The organism is Pseudomonas germanica (assembly GCF_019614655.1).
Classification (GTDB): domain Bacteria; phylum Pseudomonadota; class Gammaproteobacteria; order Pseudomonadales; family Pseudomonadaceae; genus Aquipseudomonas; species Aquipseudomonas neuropathica.
The window spans coordinates 1,990,552-2,014,552 of the sequence record NZ_CP071586.1; the positions used below are offsets into that span (position 1 = coordinate 1,990,552).

19 protein-coding genes are annotated in these 24,001 nt (G+C 60.7%); 16 read left to right on the forward strand and 3 right to left on the reverse strand.

The window, feature by feature from the left end:
• Positions 1-62: 62 nt before the first annotated feature.
• From J0G10_RS08810 to phhA, 3 genes are all read right to left on the reverse strand, one after another.
• Positions 63-1,256 (reverse strand): amino acid aminotransferase, encoded by a 1,194-nt coding sequence (locus J0G10_RS08810; RefSeq protein WP_099758328.1) that lies wholly within the window; start codon positions 1,254-1,256, stop codon positions 63-65.
• The gene (locus tag J0G10_RS08815; RefSeq protein WP_003222798.1) at positions 1,256-1,612 is read right to left on the reverse strand and encodes a 4a-hydroxytetrahydrobiopterin dehydratase; all 357 of its coding nucleotides are present in this window, start codon (positions 1,610-1,612) and stop codon (positions 1,256-1,258) included. The genes J0G10_RS08810 and J0G10_RS08815 overlap by 1 nt, the downstream gene beginning before the upstream one ends.
• A gap of 115 nt (positions 1,613-1,727) precedes the next feature.
• Positions 1,728-2,519 (reverse strand): phenylalanine 4-monooxygenase, encoded by a 792-nt coding sequence (gene phhA, locus J0G10_RS08820; RefSeq protein ID WP_220558313.1) that lies wholly within the window; start codon positions 2,517-2,519, stop codon positions 1,728-1,730.
• 374 nt (positions 2,520-2,893) lie between these two features.
• Here phhA and J0G10_RS08825 point away from each other — a divergent pair, with 374 nt between their 5' ends.
• The 16 genes from J0G10_RS08825 (at position 2,894) to J0G10_RS08900 (ending at position 23,974) form a co-directional block, all read left to right on the forward strand.
• Positions 2,894-4,459 carry a sigma-54-dependent transcriptional regulator gene (locus J0G10_RS08825; RefSeq protein ID WP_220558314.1) on the forward strand — a complete coding sequence of 522 codons (1,566 nt, stop codon included), beginning with the start codon at positions 2,894-2,896 and terminating at the stop codon, positions 4,457-4,459.
• A 299-nt stretch (positions 4,460-4,758) separates the two neighbouring features.
• Positions 4,759-5,499, forward strand: coding sequence for a flagellar basal body rod protein FlgF (locus J0G10_RS08830; RefSeq protein WP_093439577.1), 741 nt, complete (start codon positions 4,759-4,761; stop codon positions 5,497-5,499).
• Positions 5,500-5,544: 45 nt separating this feature from the next.
• The gene (gene flgG, locus J0G10_RS08835; protein WP_095050156.1) at positions 5,545-6,330 is read left to right on the forward strand and encodes a flagellar basal-body rod protein FlgG; all 786 of its coding nucleotides are present in this window, start codon (positions 5,545-5,547) and stop codon (positions 6,328-6,330) included.
• 52 nt (positions 6,331-6,382) lie between these two features.
• Positions 6,383-7,078, forward strand: a complete 696-nt coding sequence (flgH, locus tag J0G10_RS08840; RefSeq protein ID WP_038363773.1) for a flagellar basal body L-ring protein FlgH — start codon at positions 6,383-6,385, stop codon at positions 7,076-7,078.
• Between the two features lie 27 nt (positions 7,079-7,105).
• The gene (locus J0G10_RS08845) at positions 7,106-8,194 is read left to right on the forward strand and encodes a flagellar basal body P-ring protein FlgI (protein WP_176091703.1); all 1,089 of its coding nucleotides are present in this window, start codon (positions 7,106-7,108) and stop codon (positions 8,192-8,194) included.
• A gap of 11 nt (positions 8,195-8,205) precedes the next feature.
• A complete protein-coding gene (gene flgJ, locus J0G10_RS08850; protein ID WP_220558315.1) occupies positions 8,206-9,498 on the forward strand; it encodes a flagellar assembly peptidoglycan hydrolase FlgJ in 1,293 nt (430 codons plus the stop codon).
• Between the two features lie 24 nt (positions 9,499-9,522).
• Positions 9,523-11,568, forward strand: a complete 2,046-nt coding sequence (flgK, locus tag J0G10_RS08855; protein ID WP_095050158.1) for a flagellar hook-associated protein FlgK — start codon at positions 9,523-9,525, stop codon at positions 11,566-11,568.
• A gap of 13 nt (positions 11,569-11,581) precedes the next feature.
• Positions 11,582-13,150, forward strand: a complete 1,569-nt coding sequence (locus J0G10_RS08860) for a flagellar hook-associated protein 3 (protein WP_095050159.1) — start codon at positions 11,582-11,584, stop codon at positions 13,148-13,150.
• A gap of 108 nt (positions 13,151-13,258) precedes the next feature.
• Positions 13,259-16,852 (forward strand): glycosyltransferase, encoded by a 3,594-nt coding sequence (locus J0G10_RS08865; protein ID WP_220558316.1) that lies wholly within the window; start codon positions 13,259-13,261, stop codon positions 16,850-16,852.
• Positions 16,853-17,686: 834 nt separating this feature from the next.
• Complete coding sequence (rfbF, locus tag J0G10_RS08870; protein WP_093439605.1) at positions 17,687-18,460, forward strand: glucose-1-phosphate cytidylyltransferase; 774 nt, start codon at positions 17,687-17,689, stop codon at positions 18,458-18,460.
• Positions 18,442-19,524 (forward strand): CDP-glucose 4,6-dehydratase, encoded by a 1,083-nt coding sequence (gene rfbG, locus J0G10_RS08875; RefSeq protein WP_095050161.1) that lies wholly within the window; start codon positions 18,442-18,444, stop codon positions 19,522-19,524. The genes rfbF and rfbG overlap by 19 nt, the downstream gene beginning before the upstream one ends.
• Entirely contained in the window at positions 19,521-20,081 is a 561-nt protein-coding gene (locus J0G10_RS08880) for a dTDP-4-dehydrorhamnose 3,5-epimerase family protein (RefSeq protein ID WP_093439614.1), read from the forward strand. The genes rfbG and J0G10_RS08880 overlap by 4 nt, the downstream gene beginning before the upstream one ends.
• Positions 20,078-21,304 carry a class I SAM-dependent methyltransferase gene (locus J0G10_RS08885; protein WP_220558317.1) on the forward strand — a complete coding sequence of 409 codons (1,227 nt, stop codon included), beginning with the start codon at positions 20,078-20,080 and terminating at the stop codon, positions 21,302-21,304. Before J0G10_RS08880 ends, J0G10_RS08885 begins: the two co-directional genes overlap by 4 nt.
• Positions 21,301-22,152 carry an NAD-dependent epimerase/dehydratase family protein gene (locus J0G10_RS08890; protein WP_095050164.1) on the forward strand — a complete coding sequence of 284 codons (852 nt, stop codon included), beginning with the start codon at positions 21,301-21,303 and terminating at the stop codon, positions 22,150-22,152. Before J0G10_RS08885 ends, J0G10_RS08890 begins: the two co-directional genes overlap by 4 nt.
• Complete coding sequence (locus J0G10_RS08895) at positions 22,149-23,219, forward strand: class I SAM-dependent methyltransferase (RefSeq protein ID WP_095050165.1); 1,071 nt, start codon at positions 22,149-22,151, stop codon at positions 23,217-23,219. Before J0G10_RS08890 ends, J0G10_RS08895 begins: the two co-directional genes overlap by 4 nt.
• A 17-nt stretch (positions 23,220-23,236) precedes the next feature.
• Entirely contained in the window at positions 23,237-23,974 is a 738-nt protein-coding gene (locus J0G10_RS08900) for a cephalosporin hydroxylase family protein (RefSeq protein WP_093439633.1), read from the forward strand.
• The last annotated feature ends 27 nt before the right edge of the window (positions 23,975-24,001 follow it).

Here is a 24,001-nt window from a genome sequence, read left to right on the forward strand (position 1 = left end):
GAGCAAAAGCTGTGGTGATTGATCGTTCCCACGCTCTGCGTGGGAACGAGCAATGGGAGGGATTATTTGCAGACGCTGGCGATGGCTTCTGCCAGCAAGGCGAGGCGCGTAGCGTCGATGCCGGCGACGTTCGCCCGGCCCGAGTTGACCATGTACACGCTGTGATGCTCACGCAGTTGTTTCACTTGCTCCGGCGACAGTCCGGTGTAAGAGAACATCCCGCGTTGTACGCCAATGTGTGCGAAACGCTCGCGCAGGCCATGCGGCTCCAGCGCTTCAACCAGGCCGCTGCGCAACTGCGCGATACGCAAACGCATGGCTTCCACTTCATCGGCCCAACGGGCTTTCAGCTCTGGATCGGCGAGGATGGTCGCGACCACCGCAGCACCATGATCGGGCGGTGTCGACCACAAATTGCGGGCGATGTTGGCCAGTTGGCTGCGGATGTCGATGAGCTTTTCGGCGGTTTTCGCGCAGACGATCAGCGCACCGGTGCGGTCGCGGTACAGACCGAAGTTCTTCGAGCAGGAACTGGTAATCAGCAGCTCAGGCACCTCGGCCGCGAACAAGCGGGTCGACCACGCATCCTGTTCCAGACCATCGCCAAAGCCCTGGTAGGCAAAGTCGATCAGCGGCAGCAGATTGCGGCTGCGCACCACATCGAGCACGCGCTGCCAGTCGTCATGGCTCAAGTCAAAACCGGTCGGGTTGTGGCAGCACGCGTGCAGCAGCACCACATCACCGTTTGGCACTTGGTTGAGCACGGCAAGCATGGCATCGACGTCGAGGCGGTTGTCACTGCCCACGTACGGGTAGTGACTGACCTTGACCCCGGCCGTGGCGAAAATGGTTTCGTGGATCGGCCAGGTCGGGTTGCTCAGCCACACGCCTTTGCCCGGCAGGCATTGGGCGATGAAGTCGGCGGCCAGGCGCAGGGCGCCAGTGCCGCCCGGGGTCTGGGTGGCGCCGGCACGTTGTGCGGCGATCAGCTTCGAGTCGGCACCGAGCACCAACTGATTGATGACTTTGCCGAACAGCGGGTTGCCGTGGCCACCGATGTAGGTCTTGGTGTCTTGGCTTTCGACCAGCCGCGCTTCGGCGATTTTCACCGCCTCCGGGATTGGCGTCAGGCCCTGAGCGTCCTTGTAGACGCCAACGCCCAGGTCGAATTTGCGCGGGTTGGTGTCCTGCGCATACGCCTCCATCAAACCGAGGATCGGGTCGCCGGGTACCCGGCCGATGGCGTCGAAGTGCATTACTTGCGTCCTTCTGCGGTCTTGGCCACTTCGTCAGTGCGCGCAGCCATGATGAAGTCGTTGCGGTGCAGGCCTTTGATCGAATGGCTCCACCAGGTCACGGTGACTTTGCCCCATTCGGTCAGCAGGCCCGGGTGATGACCTTCTGCCTCGGAGATCTCGCCGACAGCGTTGGTGAACGCCAGGGCGTGCTTGAAATTCTTGAACAGGAAAACTTTCTCCAGCTGCATGATGCTGTCGCGGACTTCGATGTTCCAGTCAGGGATCTGCTTGATCAGGATCGGCAGTTCTTCGTCGCTGACTTGTGGCGCATCGGCGCGGCAGGCTTCGCAGTGGGCTTGGTTCAAAGTGGACATGGTGTATTCCTGAATCGAGTGTGTTTTTTTATTAAAACGTTTGAGCTGTCAATGCCGTCACGCTAAACCAAAGTGGCGGCGACGGACAGGCTCAATTGTCAGCAAAAGTCGCGGTTCACGCGGCTTTCGGTTTCGGCGGAAACTTCGGTGCGTGCAGACCCAGCTGCATGCCTTGGCGAACCATGGCCATGATGTCTTCATGGGCCACGTCGAACAGACGCTTGAGGTTCGGCAGGACAAAGTACACCGGTTGCAGGATGTCGATGCGATACGGCGTGCGCATGGCTTCGAGCGGATCGAACGCCTGATGCTCAGGTTCGTCCGACAGCGAATAAACGGTTTCTTTTGGCGAGGACAGGATGCCGCCACCGTAAATGCGTTTGCCTTGCGGGGTGTCGACCAGGCCGAACTCGATGGTCATCCAGTACAGGCGCGCCAGATAAACACGTTCTTCCTTGGTGGCCTGCAAACCGAGTTTGCCGTAGGTGTGGGTGAATTCGGCGAACCACGGGTTGGTCAGCAGCGGGCAGTGACCAAAGATCTCGTGGAAAATGTCCGGCTCTTGCAGATAGTCCAGTTCTTCGCGGGTGCGAATGAACGTCGCCACAGGAAATTGCTTGCTGGCCAGCAATTCAAAAAAGGTCTGGAAGGGGATCAGTGCTGGCACGCGGGCGACCTGCCAACCGGTGGTCTCGCCGAGCACCTTGTTGATCTCGCCCAGTTGCGGAATGCGGTCGTGGGGCAGACCGAGTTTTTCGATACCGTCCAGGTATTCCTGGCAGGCACGCCCTTCGATCACTTTCAACTGGCGAGTGATCAGCGTGTTCCACACCGCATGTTCTTCGGCGGGGTAGTCGATAAAACCTTGCGCATCGGGCTCGCGGGCCACGTATTGCGTCTGCTTCATACTGCTCTCCTGCTAGGGGAATTCGTTCTTGTTATGTCCAGCGATGGATTCAGAATTACCTGAGAGCGAGTTGATGTGCAGCAGGTTAAATGGCCTGCTCGTGGGAAATTTCTCTTTAATTCGTAAAGTTATCGTTACGCTTTGACCGCCGGTGCGCATTTTCGGTGATTTTCAGGTTTGAAAAGCCTAGTGGCTGTCACATAATCTTGACAACTATCTGCGTGCCACTACAGAAAAGTCTGGTGCGGTCCCCCTGTAGTAGTGAGCCTGCTCGCGATAGCGGTGCATCAGTCAGCATCAATATCAACTGACCCAAAGCCATCGCGAGCAGGCTCACTCCTACAGGTTTCTCATCGTTTATTCGGGCGATTTATATGCGCATCAAAGTCCACTGCCAGAACCGCATCGGCATCCTGCGCGACATTCTCAACCTGCTGGTTGCCTACGGGATCAACGTCGCGCGCGGTGAGGTCGGCGGTGAGCATGGCAACGCGATCTATCTGCATTGCCCGAACCTGATCAACATCCAGTTCCAGGCGTTGCGCCCGAAATTCGAGGCGATCGCCGGGGTGTTTGGCGTCAAGCGGGTTGGGCTGATGCCCAGCGAGCGTCGGCACATGGAGTTGAATGCGCTGCTCGGCGCGCTGGAGTTTCCGGTGCTGTCGATCGACATGGGTGGCTCGATCGTGGCGGCCAACCGTGCGGCGGCGCAGTTGCTCGGCGTGCGGGTCGATGAAGTGCCGGGTATTCCGCTGTCGCGTTACGCCGAAGATTTCGACTTGCCGGAGTTGGTGCGCGCCAATAAGTCGCGAATCAACGGCATGCGGGTCAAGGTCAAGGGCGACATCTTTCTGGCCGACATCGCGCCGCTGCAATCGGAGCACGACGACAGTGAGGCCATGGCTGGTGCGGTGTTGACCTTGCACCGCGCCGATCGCGTAGGCGAGCGCATCTACAATGTGCGCAAGCAGGAGCTGCGTGGCTTCGACAGCATCTTCCAGAGCTCGAAAGTGATGGCCGCCGTGGTGCGTGAAGCGCGGCGTATGGCGCCGCTCGACGCTCCGCTATTAATTGAGGGCGAAACCGGTACCGGCAAGGAATTGCTTGCGCGCGCCTGTCACCTCGCCAGTCCGCGTGGGCAGTCGCCGTTGATGGCGCTCAACTGCGCAGGCCTGCCGGAGTCGATGGCCGAGACTGAGTTGTTCGGTTATGGCCCGGGCGCGTTCGAAGGTGCACGCGCTGAAGGCAAGCTCGGGCTGCTGGAATTGACAGCGGGCGGCACGCTGTTTCTTGACGGTGTCGGTGAGATGAGCCCGCGTCTTCAGGTGAAGTTGCTGCGCTTTTTGCAGGACGGTTGCTTCCGCCGGGTCGGCAGTGATGAAGAGGTTTATCTGGATGTGCGGGTCATCTGTGCGACGCAGGTCGACTTGTCGGAGCTGTGCGCGCGCGGCGAGTTTCGCCAGGATTTGTACCACCGCTTGAACGTGCTCTCGCTGCACATCCCGCCGCTGCGTGAATGCCTCGACGGACTGACGCCGCTGGTCGAGCACTTTCTCGATCAGGCCAGTCGGCAGATCGGCTGTTCGCTGCCGAAACTGGCGCAGGCGGCGATGGATCGCCTCAGTCATTACCATTGGCCGGGCAACGTGCGGCAACTGGAGAACGTGCTGTTCCAGGCGGTTTCGCTGTGTGATGGCGGCACGGTGAAGGCCGAGCATATTCGTCTGCCGGATTACGGCGTGCGTCAGCCGCTTGGCGATTTCTCGCTGGAAGGCGGGTTGGACGAGATTGTCGGGCGATTCGAAAAAGCGGTGCTGGAGCGGTTGTATTCCGAGCATCCGAGCAGTCGGCAGTTGGGTAAGCGTTTGGGGGTTTCGCATACCACCATTGCCAACAAGCTGCGTGAATACGAAGTCGGCAAAGAGTCGGGCAGCACGTGATCGTTCCCACGCCCTGCGTGGGAATGCAGCCCGGGACGCTCCGCGTCCCAAAGCGGACGCAGAGCGTCCATTGAGGTATTCCCACGCGGAGCGTGGGAACGATCATTCGAGGGATTGCCGCCAAGCGGCATAACACCGCCGGTTTTTCGACTTCGATACATTTCAAATTTCCCCTCGCCATCCCCCAAGTCCTTTGTTTGCCGGGCCTTTGTGCGCCAGAAAAAAGTTGGTCTGCAAATTGCTTATGGCTCAGCAGTACAGCGGTGGGCGGCAAACGTCCGGCATGCAGAGGAAAGAGTGTGGACAAGTACCTTTATGTGGCAATGACCGGCGCCAGCCAGAACGCACTGGCGCAGAAGGCTCATGCCAACAACCTGGCGAACATCTCCACCAACGGTTTTCAGCGCGACCTGGAGCAGGCGCGTTCGATGCCGGTGTTCGGTGACAGCTTTCCGGCGCGTGCGTTTGCCATGAGCGAACGGCCCGCCACCGACTTCACCCCGGGCTCGCTGGTGCAGACCGGTCGTGACCTCGACGTCGCCGTCACCGGCAATGGCTGGATCGCCGTGCAGAACCCGAACGGCGGCGAAAGCTACGTGCGCACCGGCAGCCTCAACGTCGACGCCCTCGGCGTATTGCGCGCCGGCAACGGTATGCCGGTGATGGGCAATGGCGGTCCGATCGCCGTGCCGCCCGAGCAGCAGATCGAAGTCGGTGAAGACGGCACCATCAGTATTCGGGCGATGGGCGAAGGCCCGCGCGTCATGGCGGAGGTCGACCGGATCAAGCTGGTCAACCCGGACATCAAGAACATGAACAAGGGCCTCGACGGCTCGATCTACACCAAGGACGGCCAGCCTGCGCCGGCCGATGCCAACGTCAAACTGGTGTCGGGTTTCCTGGAGTCGAGCAACGTCAACGCCGTTGAAGAGATGACCTCGGTGCTGGCCTTGGCCAAGCAGTTCGAGTTGCACGTCAAGATGATGAACACCGCCAAAGACGACGACCAGGCCATGGCTCGGGTCTTGCAGATCAGCTAATTATCAGAACGTCGCGCCGAAAAACAGGCGCACGAGGAGAATCGAATGCTTCCGGCTCTATGGGTTGCCAAAACCGGTCTGTCCGCCCAGGACACCAACCTGACCACCATTTCCAACAACCTGGCGAACGTGTCGACCACGGGTTTCAAACGTGATCGTGCCGAATTCCAGGACTTGCTCTACCAGATCAAGCGTCAGCCGGGCGCTCAGTCGACTCAGGACAGCGAACTGCCGTCGGGTCTGCAACTGGGTACCGGTGTGCGCATTGTCGGCACCCAGAAAAACTTCACCGCCGGCAGCCTGCAAACCACCGAGCAGCCGCTGGACATGGCAATCGACGGTCGCGGTTTCTTCCAGATCCTGCAGCCGGACGGCACCACGTCCTACACCCGTGACGGTACCTTCCACCTCGATTCCAACGGCCAGATCGTCAACGCCAGCGGTTTCGCTCTGGAACCTGCCATCGTTATCCCGAACGACGCCCAGACCTTCACCGTTGGCCGTGACGGTACTGTGTCGGTGACCATCGCCGGTAACCCGGCAGCGCAAGTGATTGGCAACCTGCAAACCGCCGACTTCATCAACCCGGCCGGTCTGCAAGCAGTGGGTAACAACCTGTTCCTGGAAACCGCCGCTTCCGGCGCGCCGCAAGTCGGCACTCCGGGTCTGGCCGGTTTCGGTACCACCCTGCAGAACACCCTGGAAACCTCCAACGTCAGCACTGTTGAAGAAATGGTCAACATGATCACCACTCAGCGCGCGTATGAGATGAACTCCAAGGTGATCTCCACCGCTGACCAGATGCTCTCGTTCGTAACGCAGAATCTGTAATCAAGTCTATGAGGCGGCCATGAGGTCGCCTGCAACACCGTGAGGTAGGGTCATGAATCGCTTTGTATCTGTTCTGGCATTGAGTGGGGTCGTCTCGCTCGCGGGCTGCGTCGCTCCGACGCCCAAGCCCAATGACCCTTACTACGCCCCGGTGTTGCCGCGCACGCCGTTGCCGGCTGCCGCCAATAATGGCTCGATCTATCAGGCCGGCTTCGAGCAGAACCTGTACAGCGACCGCAAGGCTTTCCGGGTCGGTGACATCATCACCATCACCCTGAACGAGCGCACGCAGGCGAGCAAGAACGCCAACTCGCAGATGGACAAGAACAGTGACAACAAGGTCGGTCTGACCTCGTTGTTCGGCTCCAGCCTGACCACTAACAATCCGATTGGGGGCAACGACCTGAGTCTGAACGCCGGCTATAGCGCCGACCGTTCGACCAAAGGCGACGCCAAGTCCGGGCAGAGCAACAGCCTGACCGGTTCGATCACCGTGACCGTCGCTGACGTGCTGCCCAACGGCATCATCGCCGTGCGTGGCGAGAAGTGGCTGACGCTGAACACCGGTGACGAACTGGTGCGCATCGCCGGCCTGGTGCGTGCCGATGACATCGCCACGGACAACACTGTGTCGTCGACCCGGGTCGCCGATGCACGCATCACCTACTCGGGTACCGGCGCGTTTGCCGATACGAGTCAGCCAGGCTGGTTCGACCGTTTCTTCCTCAGCCCGCTGTTCCCTTTCTAGGTGGCTACGTTGAATTTCAAGAGCCTCATGCTGGCTGCGGCGCTGATGTCCGCAGCCTTTGGTGCCCACGCCGAGCGGCTGAAAGATATCGCCAGCATTTCCGGCGTGCGTTCCAACCAGTTGATCGGTTACGGCCTGGTGGTCGGGCTTAACGGCACCGGCGACCAGACGACGCAAACCCCGTTCACCCTGCAGACCTTCAACAACATGCTCTCGCAGTTCGGCATCAAGGTGCCGCCGGGATCGGGCAACGTGCAGTTGAAAAACGTCGCAGCGGTGTCGATCAGTGCCGACTTGCCGGCGTTCGCCAAACCCGGTCAGCAGGTCGATATCACCGTGTCCTCGATCGGTAACTCCAAGAGCTTGCGTGGCGGTACGCTGTTGCTGACCCCGCTCAAGGGTATCGACGGCAACGTCTACGCAGTCGCTCAGGGCAACCTGGTGGTCGGCGGCTTCGACGCCGAAGGCCGTGACGGTTCGAAGATCACCGTCAACGTTCCGTCGGCCGGTCGTATCCCCGGCGGTGCCTCTGTGGAGCGTTCGGTGCCGAGCGGTTTCAACCAAGGCAACAGCCTGACGCTGAACCTCAACCGTTCCGACTTCACCACGGCCAAACGCATCGTCGACAAGATCAACGACATGCTTGGCCCTGGCGTTGCGCAAGCCATCGATGGCGGTTCGATCCGTGTCACTGCGCCGCTCGATCCGAGCCAGCGCGTCGACTACCTGTCGATCCTGGAAAACCTCGAAGTCGACCCGGGTCAGGCGGTGGCGAAAGTCATCATCAACTCGCGTACCGGCACCATCGTCATTGGCCAGAACGTGAAAGTGTCGCCAGCCGCCGTGACCCACGGCAGCCTGACCGTGACCATCACCGAAGACCCGATTGTCAGCCAGCCCGGCCCTCTGTCCAATGGCCAGACCGCTGTCGTGCCGCGCTCGCGGGTGAATGCCGAGCAGGAAGCCAAACCGATGTTCAAGTTCGGTCCGGGCACCACCCTCGACGAAATCGTTCGTGCGGTGAACCAGGTCGGCGCGGCGCCGGGTGACTTGATGGCGATCCTCGAAGCCTTGAAGCAGGCCGGCGCGTTGCAAGCCGACCTGATCGTGATCTGAGGCCGACCCTTATGGATATGCGCAAAAGCGGTCTGGTCAGCAGCAGCGATTCGGGTTCCTACTCGGACCTCAATCGCCTGAACCAGCTCAAGGTCGGCGACAAGAACAGCGATGCAAACCTGCGCAAGGTGGCGCAGGAATTCGAATCGCTGTTCCTTGGCGAGATGCTCAAGTCGATGCGCTCGGCGACCAACGCCTTGGGTGAAGACAATCCGCTGAACACGCCGGCGGCCAAGCAGTATCAGGAAATGTACGACCAGCAACTGGCCGTTTCCATGTCCCGCGAGGGCGGTGGTATCGGTCTGGCCGACGTGCTGATGCGCCAGATGTCGAAGAACAAACCGCTGGCGCCGGGCGAGGCCGCTGCCGCGTCCGCCGCCAAGCAGGAAGAAGCCAAGGCGAAAGCTGCTGCCGTGGCTACGCCGATTGCCGCCGGCACCGTTGCCACCAATGGCCCGTTGTCGCGGCTCAATGGCGAGCGACCGCTGTGGGCGTCGCGTTCGGTGAATGCGCCGAACACGCAACTGGCTCATCGCAACGATATGGAACTGATCAATCAGCGTCGCCTGGCTTTGCCACCAAAACTGGCCGATCGTTTGCTCGCCGGGCTGGTGCCGTCAGCCACGCCGGCTGCGGCAACGGCATTGCCGCAGCGTGCGACAACCGCTGCCAGCACTGGCGCCGGCCCGCTGTACAACGGCGATTGGCTGGCCCGCGCCGAGGGCGAAAAAGCTTCGGGCGGACAGATGCAGGTCTACGGTCGCGCCATGGCGCAGATTCCACTGGCTCCGGCGAAGAAAGCTTTCAGTTCCGCCGACGAATTCGTCAACACCATGCTGCCGATGGCCAAGGAAGCGGCCGACCGCATCGGCGTCGATCCGCGTTATCTGGTGGCGCAGGCGGCGCTGGAAACCGGTTGGGGCAAGTCGGTCATGCGTGCCCAGGATGGCAGTAGCAGCCACAACCTGTTCGGCATCAAGGCGAGCAGCAACTGGAAGGGCGATTCGGCCCGGGCGATCACCAGCGAGTTTCGCAATGGCGAGATGGTCAAGGAGACGGCGGAGTTCCGTTCCTACGCCTCGTACAAGGACAGCTTCCACGATCTGGTGACTTTGCTGCAGAGCAATAATCGCTATCAAGATGTCGTGAAGTCTGCCGATAACCCAGAACAGTTTGTACGCGAGTTGCAAAAGGCCGGTTACGCCACCGACCCGAACTACGCAAGCAAGATTTCGCAGATTGCCAAGCAGATGAACAGTTTCCAAAACTACGCTGCGGCGGGTGTATCCACCACGCCTTTATAAGGCACAAGGTATAAGGTCTGAACCATGAGTTTGCTCAATATCGGGATGTCGGGACTGTCGGCCAGCCAGTCCTCTTTGGCTACGACAGGCAACAACATTGCCAACGTCGACACCGCCGGTTATTCACGTCAGCAAACCGTGCAGGGCACCAAATCCTCGCAGCAGTTCGGCACCGTGTTCATCGGTACGGGCACGACCCTGGCCGACGTGCGCCGGGTGTACAACTCGTACCTGGAAAGCCAGCTGCACACCGCTACTTCGCTCGACAGCGAATCGGCTGCTTACCTGGCGCAGGCCACACCGCTGGACTCGATGCTGTCGGACACCAACACCGGCCTGACCGGTGTGCTGCAGAAGTTCTTCACCACGATGCAGGGCGTTTCGACGTCGGCGACCGATGACACCTCCCGCCAATCGGTGCTGACCGGTGCGCAGGCGCTGACCAGTCGCTTCAATACCATCGCCAAACAGCTCAACGACCAGAACACCACCATCAACGGCAGCCTTGGCGACATGACGGCCCAGGTGAACAAACTGGCCACCTCGATTGCCAACCTGAACCAGAAAATCGGCGAGATCTCCACCAGTGGCGGTGCGCCGAACGATCTGCTCGACAGCCGCAACGAAGCCGTGCGCCAGCTCTCCGAACTGACGGGTGCACAGGTCGTCGAGCGTGGCACCAGTTTCGACGTTTACATCGGCAGCGGTCAGCCTCTGGTGATCGGCAACACCACCAACACGCTGAGCATGGTCGCGAGCAAAGACGACCCGTCGCGCATGGCCATCCAGATGGATCGCGGTTCGAGCACCATCGACATCACCTCGGCGATGAGCGGCGGTGAAATCGGCGGCCTGTTGACTTACCGCAAAGAAGTCCTCGACCCGTCGCTCAACGAGCTGGGCCGCGTGGCGCTGGTGATCGCTGATCAGGTCAACAGTCAGCAAGCCCAGGGCATCGACAAGAACGGTGACTTCGGCGCGGCCATTTTCAACAACATCAACAGTGCCGCGCTGATCAGTTCGCGCAGCATCGCGCAGTCGGGCAACAGCACCGGTTCGGGTAACCTCGATGTCACCATCAAGGACACCGGCAAGCTGACCACCAGCGATTATCAAGTGACGTTCACCAGCGCCACTGACTACACCGTCAAGCGTTCCGATGGCACCGATATGGGCGCCTTCAGTACCACGACCAATCCGCCGCCTGTGATCGACGGTTTTACCCTTGCTCTCAAGGGTGGTGCGTTGAGCGCCGGTGACAGCTTCAAAGTCACGCCGACCCGCAATGCGGCGGCGAGCATCCAGACAGTGCTCACCGATCCGAAGAAAATCGCTGCGGCCGGTCCGTTGACCGGTGTAGCCAGCGCCAACGGTCTGGGCACTTTCACCCAGCCGACGCTCAACAGCAAAATCGATATCTACAACCCGACTGCCCAGGCTGACATGCAGGCGGCGCTGAAGAACTCGACGCCGGTCAAGCTGGTGTTCGGTGCGGTCACCGGGGGCAGCCAGTCCTACACCTTTGTGGATGCCAAGGGCGGCCTCATCAGCAGCGGCACTATCGTTCCCGGTCAATCGAACACGCTGGACCTGAAAGTCGGCATCGTCGATGCCAGCGGCAACCCGGTGATGGACACCAGTGTTACGCCGAACGTGCAGAAGACATTCTCCGTACAGACCACCGTTGGCGGCACGCCGAAGTCCGGCGAAACCTTCACCATGAATCTCACCGGTGCGGCGTCTTCGGACAACCGCAACGCGCAATCGCTGGTCGCCCTGCAAACGGCGCAGACCGTCGATACCGGTTCGGCGAGCAAGGGCATCAGCCTGACTGACGCCTACAACAAGCTGGTGACCAACGTCGGTACCAAAACCGCCCAAGGCAAGTCCGACAGCGCCGCGACCTCGGCGATTCTGGATAACGCCAAAGGCGCGCGCGATTCGCTGTCCGGGGTCAACTTGGATGAAGAAACCGGCAACCTGGTCAAATATCAGCAGTACTACACAGCGTCTTCGCAGATCATCAAAGCTGCGCAGGAAACTTTCGCCACGCTGATCAACAGCCTTTAAGGAGTCGTAATTCATGCGCATTTCCACCGCCCAGTATTACGGCACGCAAGCGTCGGACTATCAGCGTAACTTCAACAAGGCCGTCGCCACCGCCAGCGAGGCGAGCAGCCTGCAGCGCATCAATACCGCCGCCGATGATCCGATCGGTGCCGGGCGCTTGCTGCAACTGGGCCAGCAGGCCGCGATGCTCGATCAGTACAAGACCAACGTCGACAGCACCAAAAGTGCATTGACCGTGCAGGAATCCACGCTGGACTCGATCACCACCGCGTTGGCCCGCGCCAAGGAACTCGCCCTGGCCGCCAACAATGGCACGGCCACCGACAAGGACCGCCAGGCTTACGCTTCGGAAATGGGCCAGATCCAACAACAAGTGTTGGGTCTGATGAACGCCAAGGATGCCAGCGGCAACTACCTGTTCTCTGGTTCGAAGACTGACACCGCGCCGTATTCGCAGAATGCCGACGGCACCTACAGCTACAACGGTGACCAGACCACGATCAATCTGGGCATCGGCGATGGCATGACGATCGGCACCAACACCACCGGTTGGGCTGCTTTCCAGCAGACCATCAATACCGCGCGTACCAACGTCGCCATGACCGCACCGGCAGTGGATGACGGTCGCGTCGTACTGTCCAACGGCACGATCGGTACCGTAGCCACTTACAACTCCAAGTTCACCGCTGGCCAGCCGTATACCGTCAGCTTCCTCAGCAGCACCCAGCTGAAAATCACCGATGCCCTTGGCAACGACGTGACGGCTGAGGCGAGCCAGAACGGTTTGGTCAGCAACAGCAGCGGTGCCAACCAGACGGTCAGCTTCCGTGGCGTCGACATGAAGCTGAACATCAACCTGAAGGCTGGTGATACCAACCCTGACGCGGTCATTGCCGGCCACAGCTTCCAGTTGTCTACCGCGCCTGACTCGTTCACTACCACGCGCAGCCCGGGTAACCCGTCGACCGCCGTGATTACCGGTTCGAGCATCACTGACCAGGCAGCGTACACCGCGGCATTCCCGCAGGGCGGCGCCGTTCTCAAGTTCACCAGCGCCACCGCATTCGATCTGTATGCTGCGCCGGTGACCGCGGACAGCAAACCGGTATCCTCGGGCACTGTGGCCGGTAGCAACGCCACGGCGGCAGGCGTGACCTTTGCTCTGGGCAGCGCACCGGCAGCGGGTGATCAGTTCTCGATCCGCCCAAACGATCACCAGACCCAGAACGTGCTCGACACCCTCGGTCAGATGATTACTGCTCTGAATACACCGATCGATGGTGATCCGGTGGCCAAGCAGAAATTCCAGGGCGCCATGGAGGCGGGCCTCGGCAACATCGACGCGGCCAACAATCAGATCGGCACCGCGGTGACCGAGATTGGTGCCCGTGGTCAGGCGCTGGAAATGCAAGCCACCACCAATGACAGTCTGAGCACCGCGAATACCACCACGCAAGGTTCCATTCGCGATTCGGATCCGGCTGAAGTGATGACGCGACTGACCCTGCAGCAGACCATGCTGCAAGCTTCGCAGCTTGCGTTCAGCAAGATCAGCCAGTTGGGTCTGTTCAACAAGATCTGATCCTCAACGGGCGCGTAAGCGCCCGTTTACCCTGCCACTCAGTCATGTTTTTTAGCGGTATCAAGGGCTCGCTTTTCCGAGCGGGCTCGTATCGCCTGTGAGCCCGCCGTGAATTCACTCCCTCTTGTCAGTCTTGTCATTCCCGCCTTCAATCCGCGCTTCTTCGAGCGGACGCTGAACAGCGCTGTCAGCCAGAATTACGCCAATCTTGAAATCATCGTGTGCGATGACAATCGTGGCAACGAGATTGAAGACATCGTTACGCGGGTGACGGAGCAGACCGGCTTTGTCGTGCGTTACGTGCGCAACCCACGAACGCTGGGGCTGGTCGGTAACCTGAAGGCCTGCCTTGAGCAAGCCCGGGGCGAGTTCATCAAATTCCTGTGTGATGATGACCTGCTGTATTCGGCCTGTATCGAACAGCAAGCCCACGAGCTGCGGCGTGACGAAGTCAGTCTGGTGGTAGCGCAACGGTTGTTGTGGGATGCCAACGACATCATCCTGCCCGCACGTCTGGAAAACAGCTCATTGTCGCCGGCCAGTGGTTTGCTCAAAGGCGACGATGTACTGAGCATCTTTGAAAAATTCCCGGTCAACGTACTGGGTGGATTCAGTAGTGCGCTGTTTCGCCGTAGCGACGTTGTGGAGCTTTTGCCAGCCTTGACCGAGGAGGGGGCCTGCTTCGTTGCGACGCTGGATTTTGCCTTGTACGTCTGTCTGTTGCGGCGCGGCAATCTGGTGGTCTCCAACAACGTACTGAGTGCCGAGCGTCTCTACCCCGAGCGTCTGAGCGCGCAGCAACCGATGAAAGACGCGGCCGAGATCGAGCGCGAGTGGATCTCGCAAATGCTCAAGGTCCGCAGCGGCGAGTCGGCGCCGGCGCCGGGCTGGGTTCGTTATGTGCCGTTGACCAAGGCCGATGAGTCGCCTCGGGTCTGGCAGGAGCTGCCGCTGAGCCGTACCCTCGGCACCAAGCAGAGCCGTCAGGAGCTGGGGGTCGGAGTCGACAGCTTCAGTTTTGGCGAACTCTATGCACAATGGCTGGCGGTTCGGGTGTTGACCGAGGCGCAGCGCCAATGGCTGCCGGAAACCCTCGCTGGCTGGCCGCACCGACCGCGCATCGTGCCGATCATCATTGATGCCCAAGGCAGTCGCGATGGCCTGGAGCGCACCCTTGAGGCACTCGCCGCTCAGGATTACCCGCCGGAGCTGGTTCTGGTGCTGTCCACGGCTTGCAGCGAGGCGAAGCTGGACGATCGGGTGTTCCACATGCCGTTGCAGGGTGACGGCCTGGAGCAGATCAACGCTCTGCTGCCGCAACTGGAAGGCGCCGACTGGTTTTATCTGTTGCAGCCAGGTGACTGCCCGGTGGCGCCAGCATTGTTGGTGATGGCCGATCGCATTGCGCACGCAAGCTCATTGACATGCCTGTACAGCGACGAAGGCAGTCTGCGCGATGGTGAGTCGGCCGAGCCTGCGTTCAAGCCGGATTTCAACCTCGACCTCATGCGCAGCTACCCTTACGTCGGGCGAGCGCTGGCGTTCCAGCGCGAACGGTTCCTGGCGCTTGGTGGTTTTACCTCGACGTTCGCCGAACTCGCGCCCCACGATGTGCTTTGGCGCATGGTTGAAAGCGATGGCCTGCAAGTGGTCGGGCACATTGCTGAAGTGTTGCTGGAGTCGAAATTCGATCTGTCGCAATGGCTCACTGATCCTGGCGTTGCGCAGCAAAGTCCGCGAATCCTCGAAGCGCATCTGCAACGCCTTGGCATCGCTCACGACATTCGCGACCGTAACGGCGGGCTGCTCAATCGTGTCGACTATCACCATGCCCGGCGCCCATTGGTGTCGGTGGTCATTGTCACGCAGGACCAGACGGCTGCCTTGCAACGCTGCGTCGAGACATTGCTGGAAAAGACCGACTACACCGAGTACGAATTGCTCTTGGTCGATAACGGCAGCGAAAGCGCTGAAGCGTTGGCTTGGCTGGACGGTATGGCGCAACTGGGCAGCGAGCGGATTCGCGTGCTGAGCTACCCGCAAAAGGGTAACGCGGCAGCGGTGCACAACTATGCCGTCAGCCAGGCGCGCGGTGAGTATGTGTTGATGCTCAACGCCTTTGCGGTGATCACCCGGAACGACTGGCTCGACGAACTGCTCAATCATGCGCAACGCCCGGAAGTCGGGGTGGTTGGCGCCAAGCTGTTCAATCCGGACGGCGGCGTGCTGCACGCCGGCCTGATTCTTGGCTTGAACGGGCCGGTCGGGTTGCCGTTCTATGGCCAGCCGATGCAGTCGGAAGGGTACATGCATCGCCTGCAGGCGGTGCATGACCTGAGTGCCGTCGGCAGTGATTGCCTGATGATTCGCAAGTCGGTGTTCGAAGCTGCCGGCGGGCTGGACGAGCAGGACCTCAAACAAACGCTCAATGTCGTGGACCTGTGTCTGCGCGTTGGCCGCGACGGTTATCTGGTGGTGTTGAACCCTAATGCGATCCTGGCTGTGGGTGCGCGGCCAAATGCGATGGCGACACCGGAGGAAGAAGCGCAGCACGCCGAGGAGAGGGACACGTTTTACCAGCGCTGGCTGCCGCTGGTGGCGCGCGATCCGGCCTACAACGTCAACCTGACGTTGCAGGGCGTGGGCGCCACCAACTTCAGTCTGGAGCCGGGACTGCGCACGGGGTGGAGTGCATTCTCCAAGGCGCAGTTGCCCAATCTGCTGGTGGTGCCGATCAACGCTTCGGCCATCGGCCATTACCGCATGAGCCAGCCGATGATCGAGCTGGAAGCGGCCAATCGGGCGGAAGGGCGTATTTGCTACGGCTTGCCGTCGATCATCGATATCGAACGTCAGTCGCCTGATGTGATCGTTCTGCAAGGGCGCTACTCGGAGCACGCCATCGATGAAATCCCACCGCTGAAAAAGTACTTCAACGCTCGACGGATCTTCGAACTCGACGACTACGTCATTGATGTTCCCCACCGCAATGCGCACATCCGCAACATGCCGAGCAAGCAGGACATGGAGCGCATGGTGCGCCGCGCGATCGGGCTGTGTGATCGTGCGGTCGTATCCACCGCACCACTGGCCAACGTGCTGTCGGACATGCACCACGACATTCGTGTCGTCCCTAACATGTTGGCCAAGGACTTGTGGGGCCACCTGCGCAGCCAGCGTCGGACCTCGAAGAAACCGCGGGTCGGCTGGGGCGGCGGCACCAGTCACCACGGTGATCTGGCGGTGATCGCCGAGGTTGTTCGTGAACTGGCCAATGAAGTCGACTGGGTGTTTTTCGGCATGTGCCCGGATGATCTGCGGCCGTACATGCATGAGTTCCATGGCGTCATCGGCCTGGACGTGTACCCGGCGAAACTGGCCAGCCTCAACCTCGATCTCGCGTTGGCGCCGCTGGAGTTCCATATCTTCAACGACTGCAAGAGCAACTTGCGGCTGCTGGAATACGGCGCCTGCGGTTACCCGGTGATCTGCACGGATACCGAGGCCTATCGCGGTTATTTGCCGTGCACGCGGATCAAGACCAACAGCACGGATGAATGGCTGCAAGCGATCCGTATGCACCTGGCCGATCCTGATGCCAGTTATCGCATGGGTGATGAATTGCGTGAGGTGGTGTTGCGCGATTACGTGTTGCGCGGCGATAACTTGCGCTACTGGGAATACGGCTGGCTGGCGGATTGATCGAGCGGGGCTTGGCGGCCTTTGGGCCGACCAGGCTCTTGGGGTTTTGGGGGTATATCCGTTGCTGCGGGGGTTGCTGATTAGGGTTCCGCCCTTACGGCGGGTCACTTTTTCCAGACGCCGAAAAAGTAACCAAAAAGGCTTGCTCCTACGTGCGGCCCACTCGCTAAAGCTCGGGGTCCCTTCGCTCCGGGATCGATCCGGGGGGCATCGCCTACGGTTTGCTTCGCTGCACCTCCTCTCGATGTGTTTGGCTTCGCCAAACGGTCGCTGCGCTCCCACCCCGGATCAATCCCTCCGCTCAGCCTTCCGACGTCGCTCGTGGATCAAGATCAAGAGCTGCAGCCGAGCTAACGCTCATCCTGTTGAGTGGTGAGGAGCGGGGCGTGGTCGGCTTTGGATTTGTGGTGGGTTTTCCCCTCACCCCAGCCCTCTCCCGAGGGAGAGGGAGCCGATTTGTGGGCTTTTCAAGGTTTGAGTTCGACTCGGTATCGCACGTCGGCGTACTTCTCGCAATTTCCTCGGTCAGTCCCCTCTCCCTCTGGAGGGGAGAGGGGCCGATTTGTGTGCTTTTCAAAACCTGAGTTCGACTCGGTATTTCACGTCGGCGTAGCTCTCCCAAACACCTCGGTCAGTCCCCTCTCCCTTTGGGAGAGGGTTAGGGTGAGGGGGCTTGTGGAGCTGGCGCGTTTCCTGCAAGTCCCCTGTAAATCGCCATAAAACGAGCGCTCGCGGTCACTCCAGCGGCGCCCGGAGCGGCAAAAGGTTTAGCCAGACGGCCCGCAAAGCTCAAGAAAGCCATGCGCAGCCCGGTGAAGAACAAGAGGGGAGACGATGAAGGCAGTTATTTTGGCGGGTGGCCTCGGCACGCGCATCAGTGAAGAGTCGCACCTCAAGCCCAAGCCAATGATCGAGATCGGCGGCAAGCCAATTCTCTGGCACATCATGAAGCAGTATTCCGCCCACGGAATTCACGACTTCGTGATCTGCCTCGGCTACAAGGGCTATGCGATCAAGGACTTCTTCGCCAACTACTTCCTGCACACCTCTGACGTCACCTTCAACATGCGTGAAAACCGCATGGACGTGCACCAGAATTACAGCGAGCCGTGGAGCGTCACGCTCATCGACACCGGCGAAGAAACCATGACCGGCGGCCGTCTGCTGCGTGCCGGCCGTTACCTCAAGGATGAAGAGGCGTTCTGCTTCACCTATGGCGACGGCGTTTCTGATATCAACATTGCGCAACTCGTCGATTTCCATAAAGGCCACGGCCGTCTCGCGACCGTCACTGCCGTGCAACCGCCGGGCCGCTACGGCGCGCTTGAGCGTCAGGGTGATCAAGTGCTGGGCTTCACCGAAAAGCCTCGCGGTGACGGTGGCTGGATCAATGGCGGCTTCTTCGTGCTCTCGCCGAAAGTGCTGCCGTACATCGCCGATGACGCCACCACTTGGGAAGCCGAGCCGCTGGCGCGTCTGGCCGCTGACGAACAGTTGAAAGCCTTCGAGCACGAAGGCTTCTGGCATCCGATGGACACCCTGCGCGACAAGAACCATCTCGAAGCGTTGTGGCAGAGCGGGGAGGCCCCATGGAAGCAATGGGCCTGAGTGCGGATTTCTGGCGCGGCAAACGCGTCCTCGTCACCGGACACACCGGTTTCAAAGGCAGCTGGCTGACCCTGTGGCTGCAAAGCCTCGGCGCGCAAGTCAGCGGCTTTTCCCTGGATCCGTCGACTGAGCCGAGCTTGTTCGAACTGGCGCGGGTGCATGAGGGCATCAACGATCAGCGCGGTGATCTGCGGGATCTCGGTGCCTTGCTGGAAATCATCGCCGACACCGAGCCTGAGATCGTTCTGCACCTGGCTGCTCAGCCATTGGTGCGCGAAGGCTATCGCGATCCGCTCGGCACGTACTCCAGTAACGTCATGGGCACGCTGAACCTGCTCGAAGCGATTCGTCAGGTCGGCTGCGTGCGCGCCTGTGTGCTGGTGACCACCGACAAGGTCTACGCCAACAAGGAATGGCTGTGGCCGTACCGCGAAGACGAAGCCCTTGGTGGCCACGATCCTTACAGCAGCAGCAAGGCTTGCTGTGAATTGCTCGCACAGTCTTATGCCGCGTCGTTTTTCCCGGCGGACAAGTACGCCGAGCACGGTCTGGCCCTGGCCACCGCGCGCGCTGGCAACGTCCTGGGCGGCGGCGATTTTGCCCCTGAGCGCCTGATTCCTGACGTGCTCAAAGCGTGGAGCGCCGATGAACCGGTGACCCTGCGTTATCCGCAAGCCGTGCGCCCGTGGCAGCACGCGCTGGAGCCGCTGGCCGGTTACCTGCAACTGGCCGCAGGTCTCTACGAACAAGGCCCGGAATACGCCGGGGCGTGGAACTTCGGCCCGGGTGAAGCGGACATGTGCAGTGTCGGCGAAGTGGTCGAATTGCTCGCCAGCCGCTGGCCGCAGGCGTGCGGTTTGCGCATCGAAAAAAGCGAACTGCACGAGGCCGGCCTGCTGCGTCTGGACAGCAGCCGCGCACGCCAAGTACTTGGCTGGCATCCGCGCTGGACCTTGCAACAATGTCTGGCCCAGACCCTCGACTGGCATCTGGCGTGGCAGAACGGCGATGACATGCGCAACGTCACTCTCGGCCAACTGAACCTTTACCGAGGCGCGTTGTGAGCGAATTCTCCCTGAAGGCATTGCCGCTGGCCGGACTGTTCAGCGTCCAGCACAAACGCTTCGAAGATCAGCGCGGGCACTTTGCCCGGCTGTTCTGCGAAGGCAGCCTGAGTGCGTTCGGCAGTGAGTTCCATATCCGTCAGATCAACCATTCCTGCACCCGTGAAAAGGGCAGTGTGCGTGGTCTGCATTATCAGAATGCCAATGCCCCGGAAGCCAAACTGATCACTTGCCTGCGCGGTGAAGTGTGGGACGTGGCGGTGGATCTGCGCCCAGACTCCGAGACCTTTCTGCACTGGCACGCCGAGCATCTGAAGGCTGGCGACGGCCGCAGCCTGTTGATTCCGGCCGGGTTCGCCCACGGTTTCCAGACCCTCACCGAAGACGCCGAATTGCTTTACCTGCACAGCGCCGATTACGCGCCGGAGCACGAGGGCGGGCTGTCGGTAAATGATCCACGGCTGGCGATTGCCTGGCCGTTGCCTGTCAATAATTTGTCAGCGCGTGACTCCAGCCATCCCGCGCTCGATCAACACTTTGCTGGAGTGCGTCTATGAACTGCCGTGGGTGCGCCGCACCGCTGAGCCTGCCGCTGATCGACCTCGGCACCTCGCCACCGTCCAACGCCTACGTCCACGCTGATCGCCTGGAGCAGGCCGAGCAATGGGTGCCGCTGAAGGTCGCGGTGTGTCAGCAATGCTGGCTGGTGCAGACCGAGGATTACACCCGCGCCGATAGCCTGTTCGACGCCGAGTACGCCTACTTCAGTTCGTTCTCCAGCACCTGGCTAGCCCATGCCGAGCGCTATGTCACCGAGATGGTCGAGCGCTTTGGCCTGACTGCCGACAGCCGTGTGGTGGAAGTCGCTTCCAACGACGGTTACCTGCTGCAATACGTCGCCGCTCGCGGCATTGCCTGCCTGGGCGTTGAACCGACGCGCAGCACTGCACAAGCGGCACGCGAAAAAGGCCTGGAGATCCGTGAGCTGTTCTTCGGTCGCGACACCGCTGCGCAACTGAAAAGCGAAGGTTGGGGCGCTGACCTGATGGCGGCCAACAACGTGCTCGCCCATGTGCCGGACATCAACGATTTCCTTGTAGGCTTCGCGACGCTGCTCAAGCCGACCGGCGTCGCCACCTTCGAATTCCCGCAACTGCTGACGCTGATGGCTGGCGCGCAGTTCGACACGCTGTATCACGAACACTATTCCTACCTGTCGCTGACCGCCGTGCAGACCCTGTGCGAGCGCAATGGTCTGGAAGTCTTCGACGTCAGCCAACTGACCACCCACGGCGGTTCGCTGCGCGTGTTCGTCCAGCGCAAGGACGGCCAGCGCCGCCCGGTTCAGCCAGCGGTGCAACAACAGTTGCAGGCCGAGCTGGAGGCCGGGGTGAAAACCGCCGAGTACTACACAACCCTCGCGCCTGCCGCTGAACGCATCAAGCATGACTTGCTGCGCTTTCTGTTGCAGGCCAAGGCCGACGGCAAGCGGGTAGTCGGTTACGGCGCGGCGGCCAAGGGCAACACCTTGCTCAACTACGCCGGGGTCAAACCGGACCTGCTCGCCTGGGTGGCTGATGCCAACCCGCACAAGCAGGGCAAATTCCTGCCGGGCAGTCGCATTCCGATCGTTGCGCCCGCGCAGATCGACATCGAAAAACCGGACTACGTGCTGGTGCTGCCGTGGAACCTGCTGCACGAAGTCAGTCAGCAACTGGCGCAAGTGCGTCAGTGGGACGGCCGCTTTGTGATCGCCGTGCCCGAGTTGAAAGTGCTGTGAAGGTACTGGTTACCGGCGCTACCGGTTTTGTCGGCCGCCATCTGGTTGCGGCGTTGCTGGCCCGTGGCTGTGACGTCCGGGCGGTGGCGCGCAACGCAGAAACCGCGCAAGGCATGCCGTGGATCAACGACGTCGAGTTTGTGAGCGCGGATATTCACGCCGCCGATCTCGATGTCGCTGCGTTGACCGCAGGTGTCGATGCACTGGCGCATCTGGCCTGGCCGGGTTTGCCGAACTATCGGGCGCTGTTTCATTTCGAGCACAACCTGATGGCCGATTACCGCTTTATCAAAAGCGCGGTCGAGGCGGGCGTGCAGCAGGTGCTGGTCACCGGCACCTGTTTCGAATACGGCATGCAAAGCGGCCCGCTCAGCGAAAGCTCCGCGCCGCAGCCGAGCAACCCTTACGGTCTGGCCAAGCATACGCTGCACCTGTTTTTGCAAAACCTGCAGCAGGAACTGCCGTTCACGTTGCAGTGGGCGCGCTTGTTCTATCTGCATGGCGAAGGGCAGAACCCCAACAGCCTGTTGGCGGCACTGGACCGGGCGATCGATACCGGTGAGCCGTCGTTCAACATGTCGGCCGGCGAGCAGTTGCGTGATTTTCTGCCGATTGAAAACGCTGCGGGTTACCTCGCCGCGATCCTGCAACGACACGACTTCGACGGCGTGATCAATTGCGCCAGCGGCCAACCGGTGTCGGTGCGTTCATTGGTTGAACAACGCCTGTGCGAACGTGGCGCGACACTGAATCTGAACCTCGGCCACTACCCGTATCCGACCCACGAGCCCTTAGCGTTCTGGGCGGTGACCGAGCGCTTGCAACAGTTATTGGGAGAGCCGCAATGAGGCACGAGTTGTACCGGGTCACCGACCTGCCGGTGCTGCAGAACCGCACCTTTGCCGATCCCGCGTCGGCGCAGGCCTCGGCCAGTGCCGACATGCTGTTGGTGCAGGACGAGCGCAGCGGTCTGATCTTCAACGCGGCGTTCGACGCCGACAAGCTCAGCTACGACGCCGATTACCAGAACGAGCAGGCGCATTCCGGCCAGTTCCAGAAGCACTTGAGTGACGTCGAAGGCATCATCGCCAAGCACTTCAAGGGCCAGGAGCTGATCGAAGTCGGCTGTGGCAAAGGCTATTTCCTGGAATTGCTCAAGGGCCTCGGCTATTCGATCACCGGCATTGATCCGGCGTACGAAGGCGAGAATGCCGACGTGATCAAGGCACCTTTCACTCGGGGCCTGGGTCTGGCTGCGGACGCCATCGTCCTGCGCCATGTGCTGGAGCACATTCAGGATCCGGTCAGTTTCCTCGTGGAAATCGCCAATGCCAATCAGGGCGGGCAGATCTACATCGAAGTGCCGTGCTTTGACTGGATCCTCGAGCACAAAGCCTGGTTCGACCTGTTCTACGAGCACGTCAATTATTTCCGTCTCGATGACCTGCGCCGGATGTTCGGCACCGTGCACGAGGCCGGTCACCTGTTCGGTGGCCAATACCTGTACATCGTCGCCGACCTGTCGACCTTGCGCCTGACTCCGGATCAACCGGTGCCGCGCCTGGCCCTGCCTGACGGCTTCACCGCCAGCCTCGATCGCGCCGTGCAGATCATTCAGTCCGCCCCCGAGCAGGGTTCGGCGATCTGGGGCGCTTCGTCCAAAGGCGTGATCTATTCGCTGTTCCTGCAACGTGCCGGTGTGGCGGTGGATCGTGTGGTGGATATCAACCCGGCCAAACAGGGGCGTTATCTGCCGTTGAGCGGCGCGCGGGTGTCCTCGCCGCAAGAGGCCATGGACGCGCTGCCCGAGGGCGCCAACCTGTTTGTGATGAATTCCAATTACCTCGAAGAGATCAAGCGGATGACCGGTGGACGCTACGTCTATCACGCCGTCGACAGCGCTTCGTTTCAGTGACCCTTGAGATTATTAAAATGACCGACAACAGCATCAACCAAGCCTTCGAAGCCGAGTGCCGGGAACAGATTGCCCAGCAGGGTGACGACCAGAAACTGACCGGCCTGGCCCGCGATTTCTTCAACGAATCGGCCAAGCACAAATACAGCTACCACTTCTCGTGGATGGGCCGTCCGATCATCCAGTTGCCACAAGACATGATGGCGATGCAGGAGATCATCTGGCAGGTCAAACCGGATCTGGTCATCGAGTGCGGCATCGCTCACGGCGGTTCGATTATCTACTACGCCTCGTTGCTGGAGCTGCAGGGCCACGGCGAAGTGCTGGGCATCGACCTCGACATTCGCCCGCACAACCGCGAAGCGATCGAAAGCCACCCGATGGCCAAGCGCATCAAGATGATCGAAGGCTCGAGCATCGACGCCGGCATTGCTGCCCAGGTGCAGGCGGCGGCCAAAGGCAAGAAAGTCATTCTGGTTCTGGACTCCAACCACACCCACGATCACGTACTGGAAGAGCTGCGTCTGTACGCACCGCTGGTGTCGGTCGACAGCTACTGCGTGGTCATGGACACCGTGGTTGAAGACATGCCGGCCGATTTCTTCCCGGATCGTCCGTGGGGCCCGGGCGACAACCCGAAAACCGCCGTGTGGAAATACCTGGAAGAGAACCAGGATTTCGAGATCGACCAGCAGTTGCAGAACAAGCTGTTGATCACCGTGGCGCCGGACGGCTATCTGCGTCGCGTCCGTTAATTCGCAACATCACCAAGCGTTGTTTCG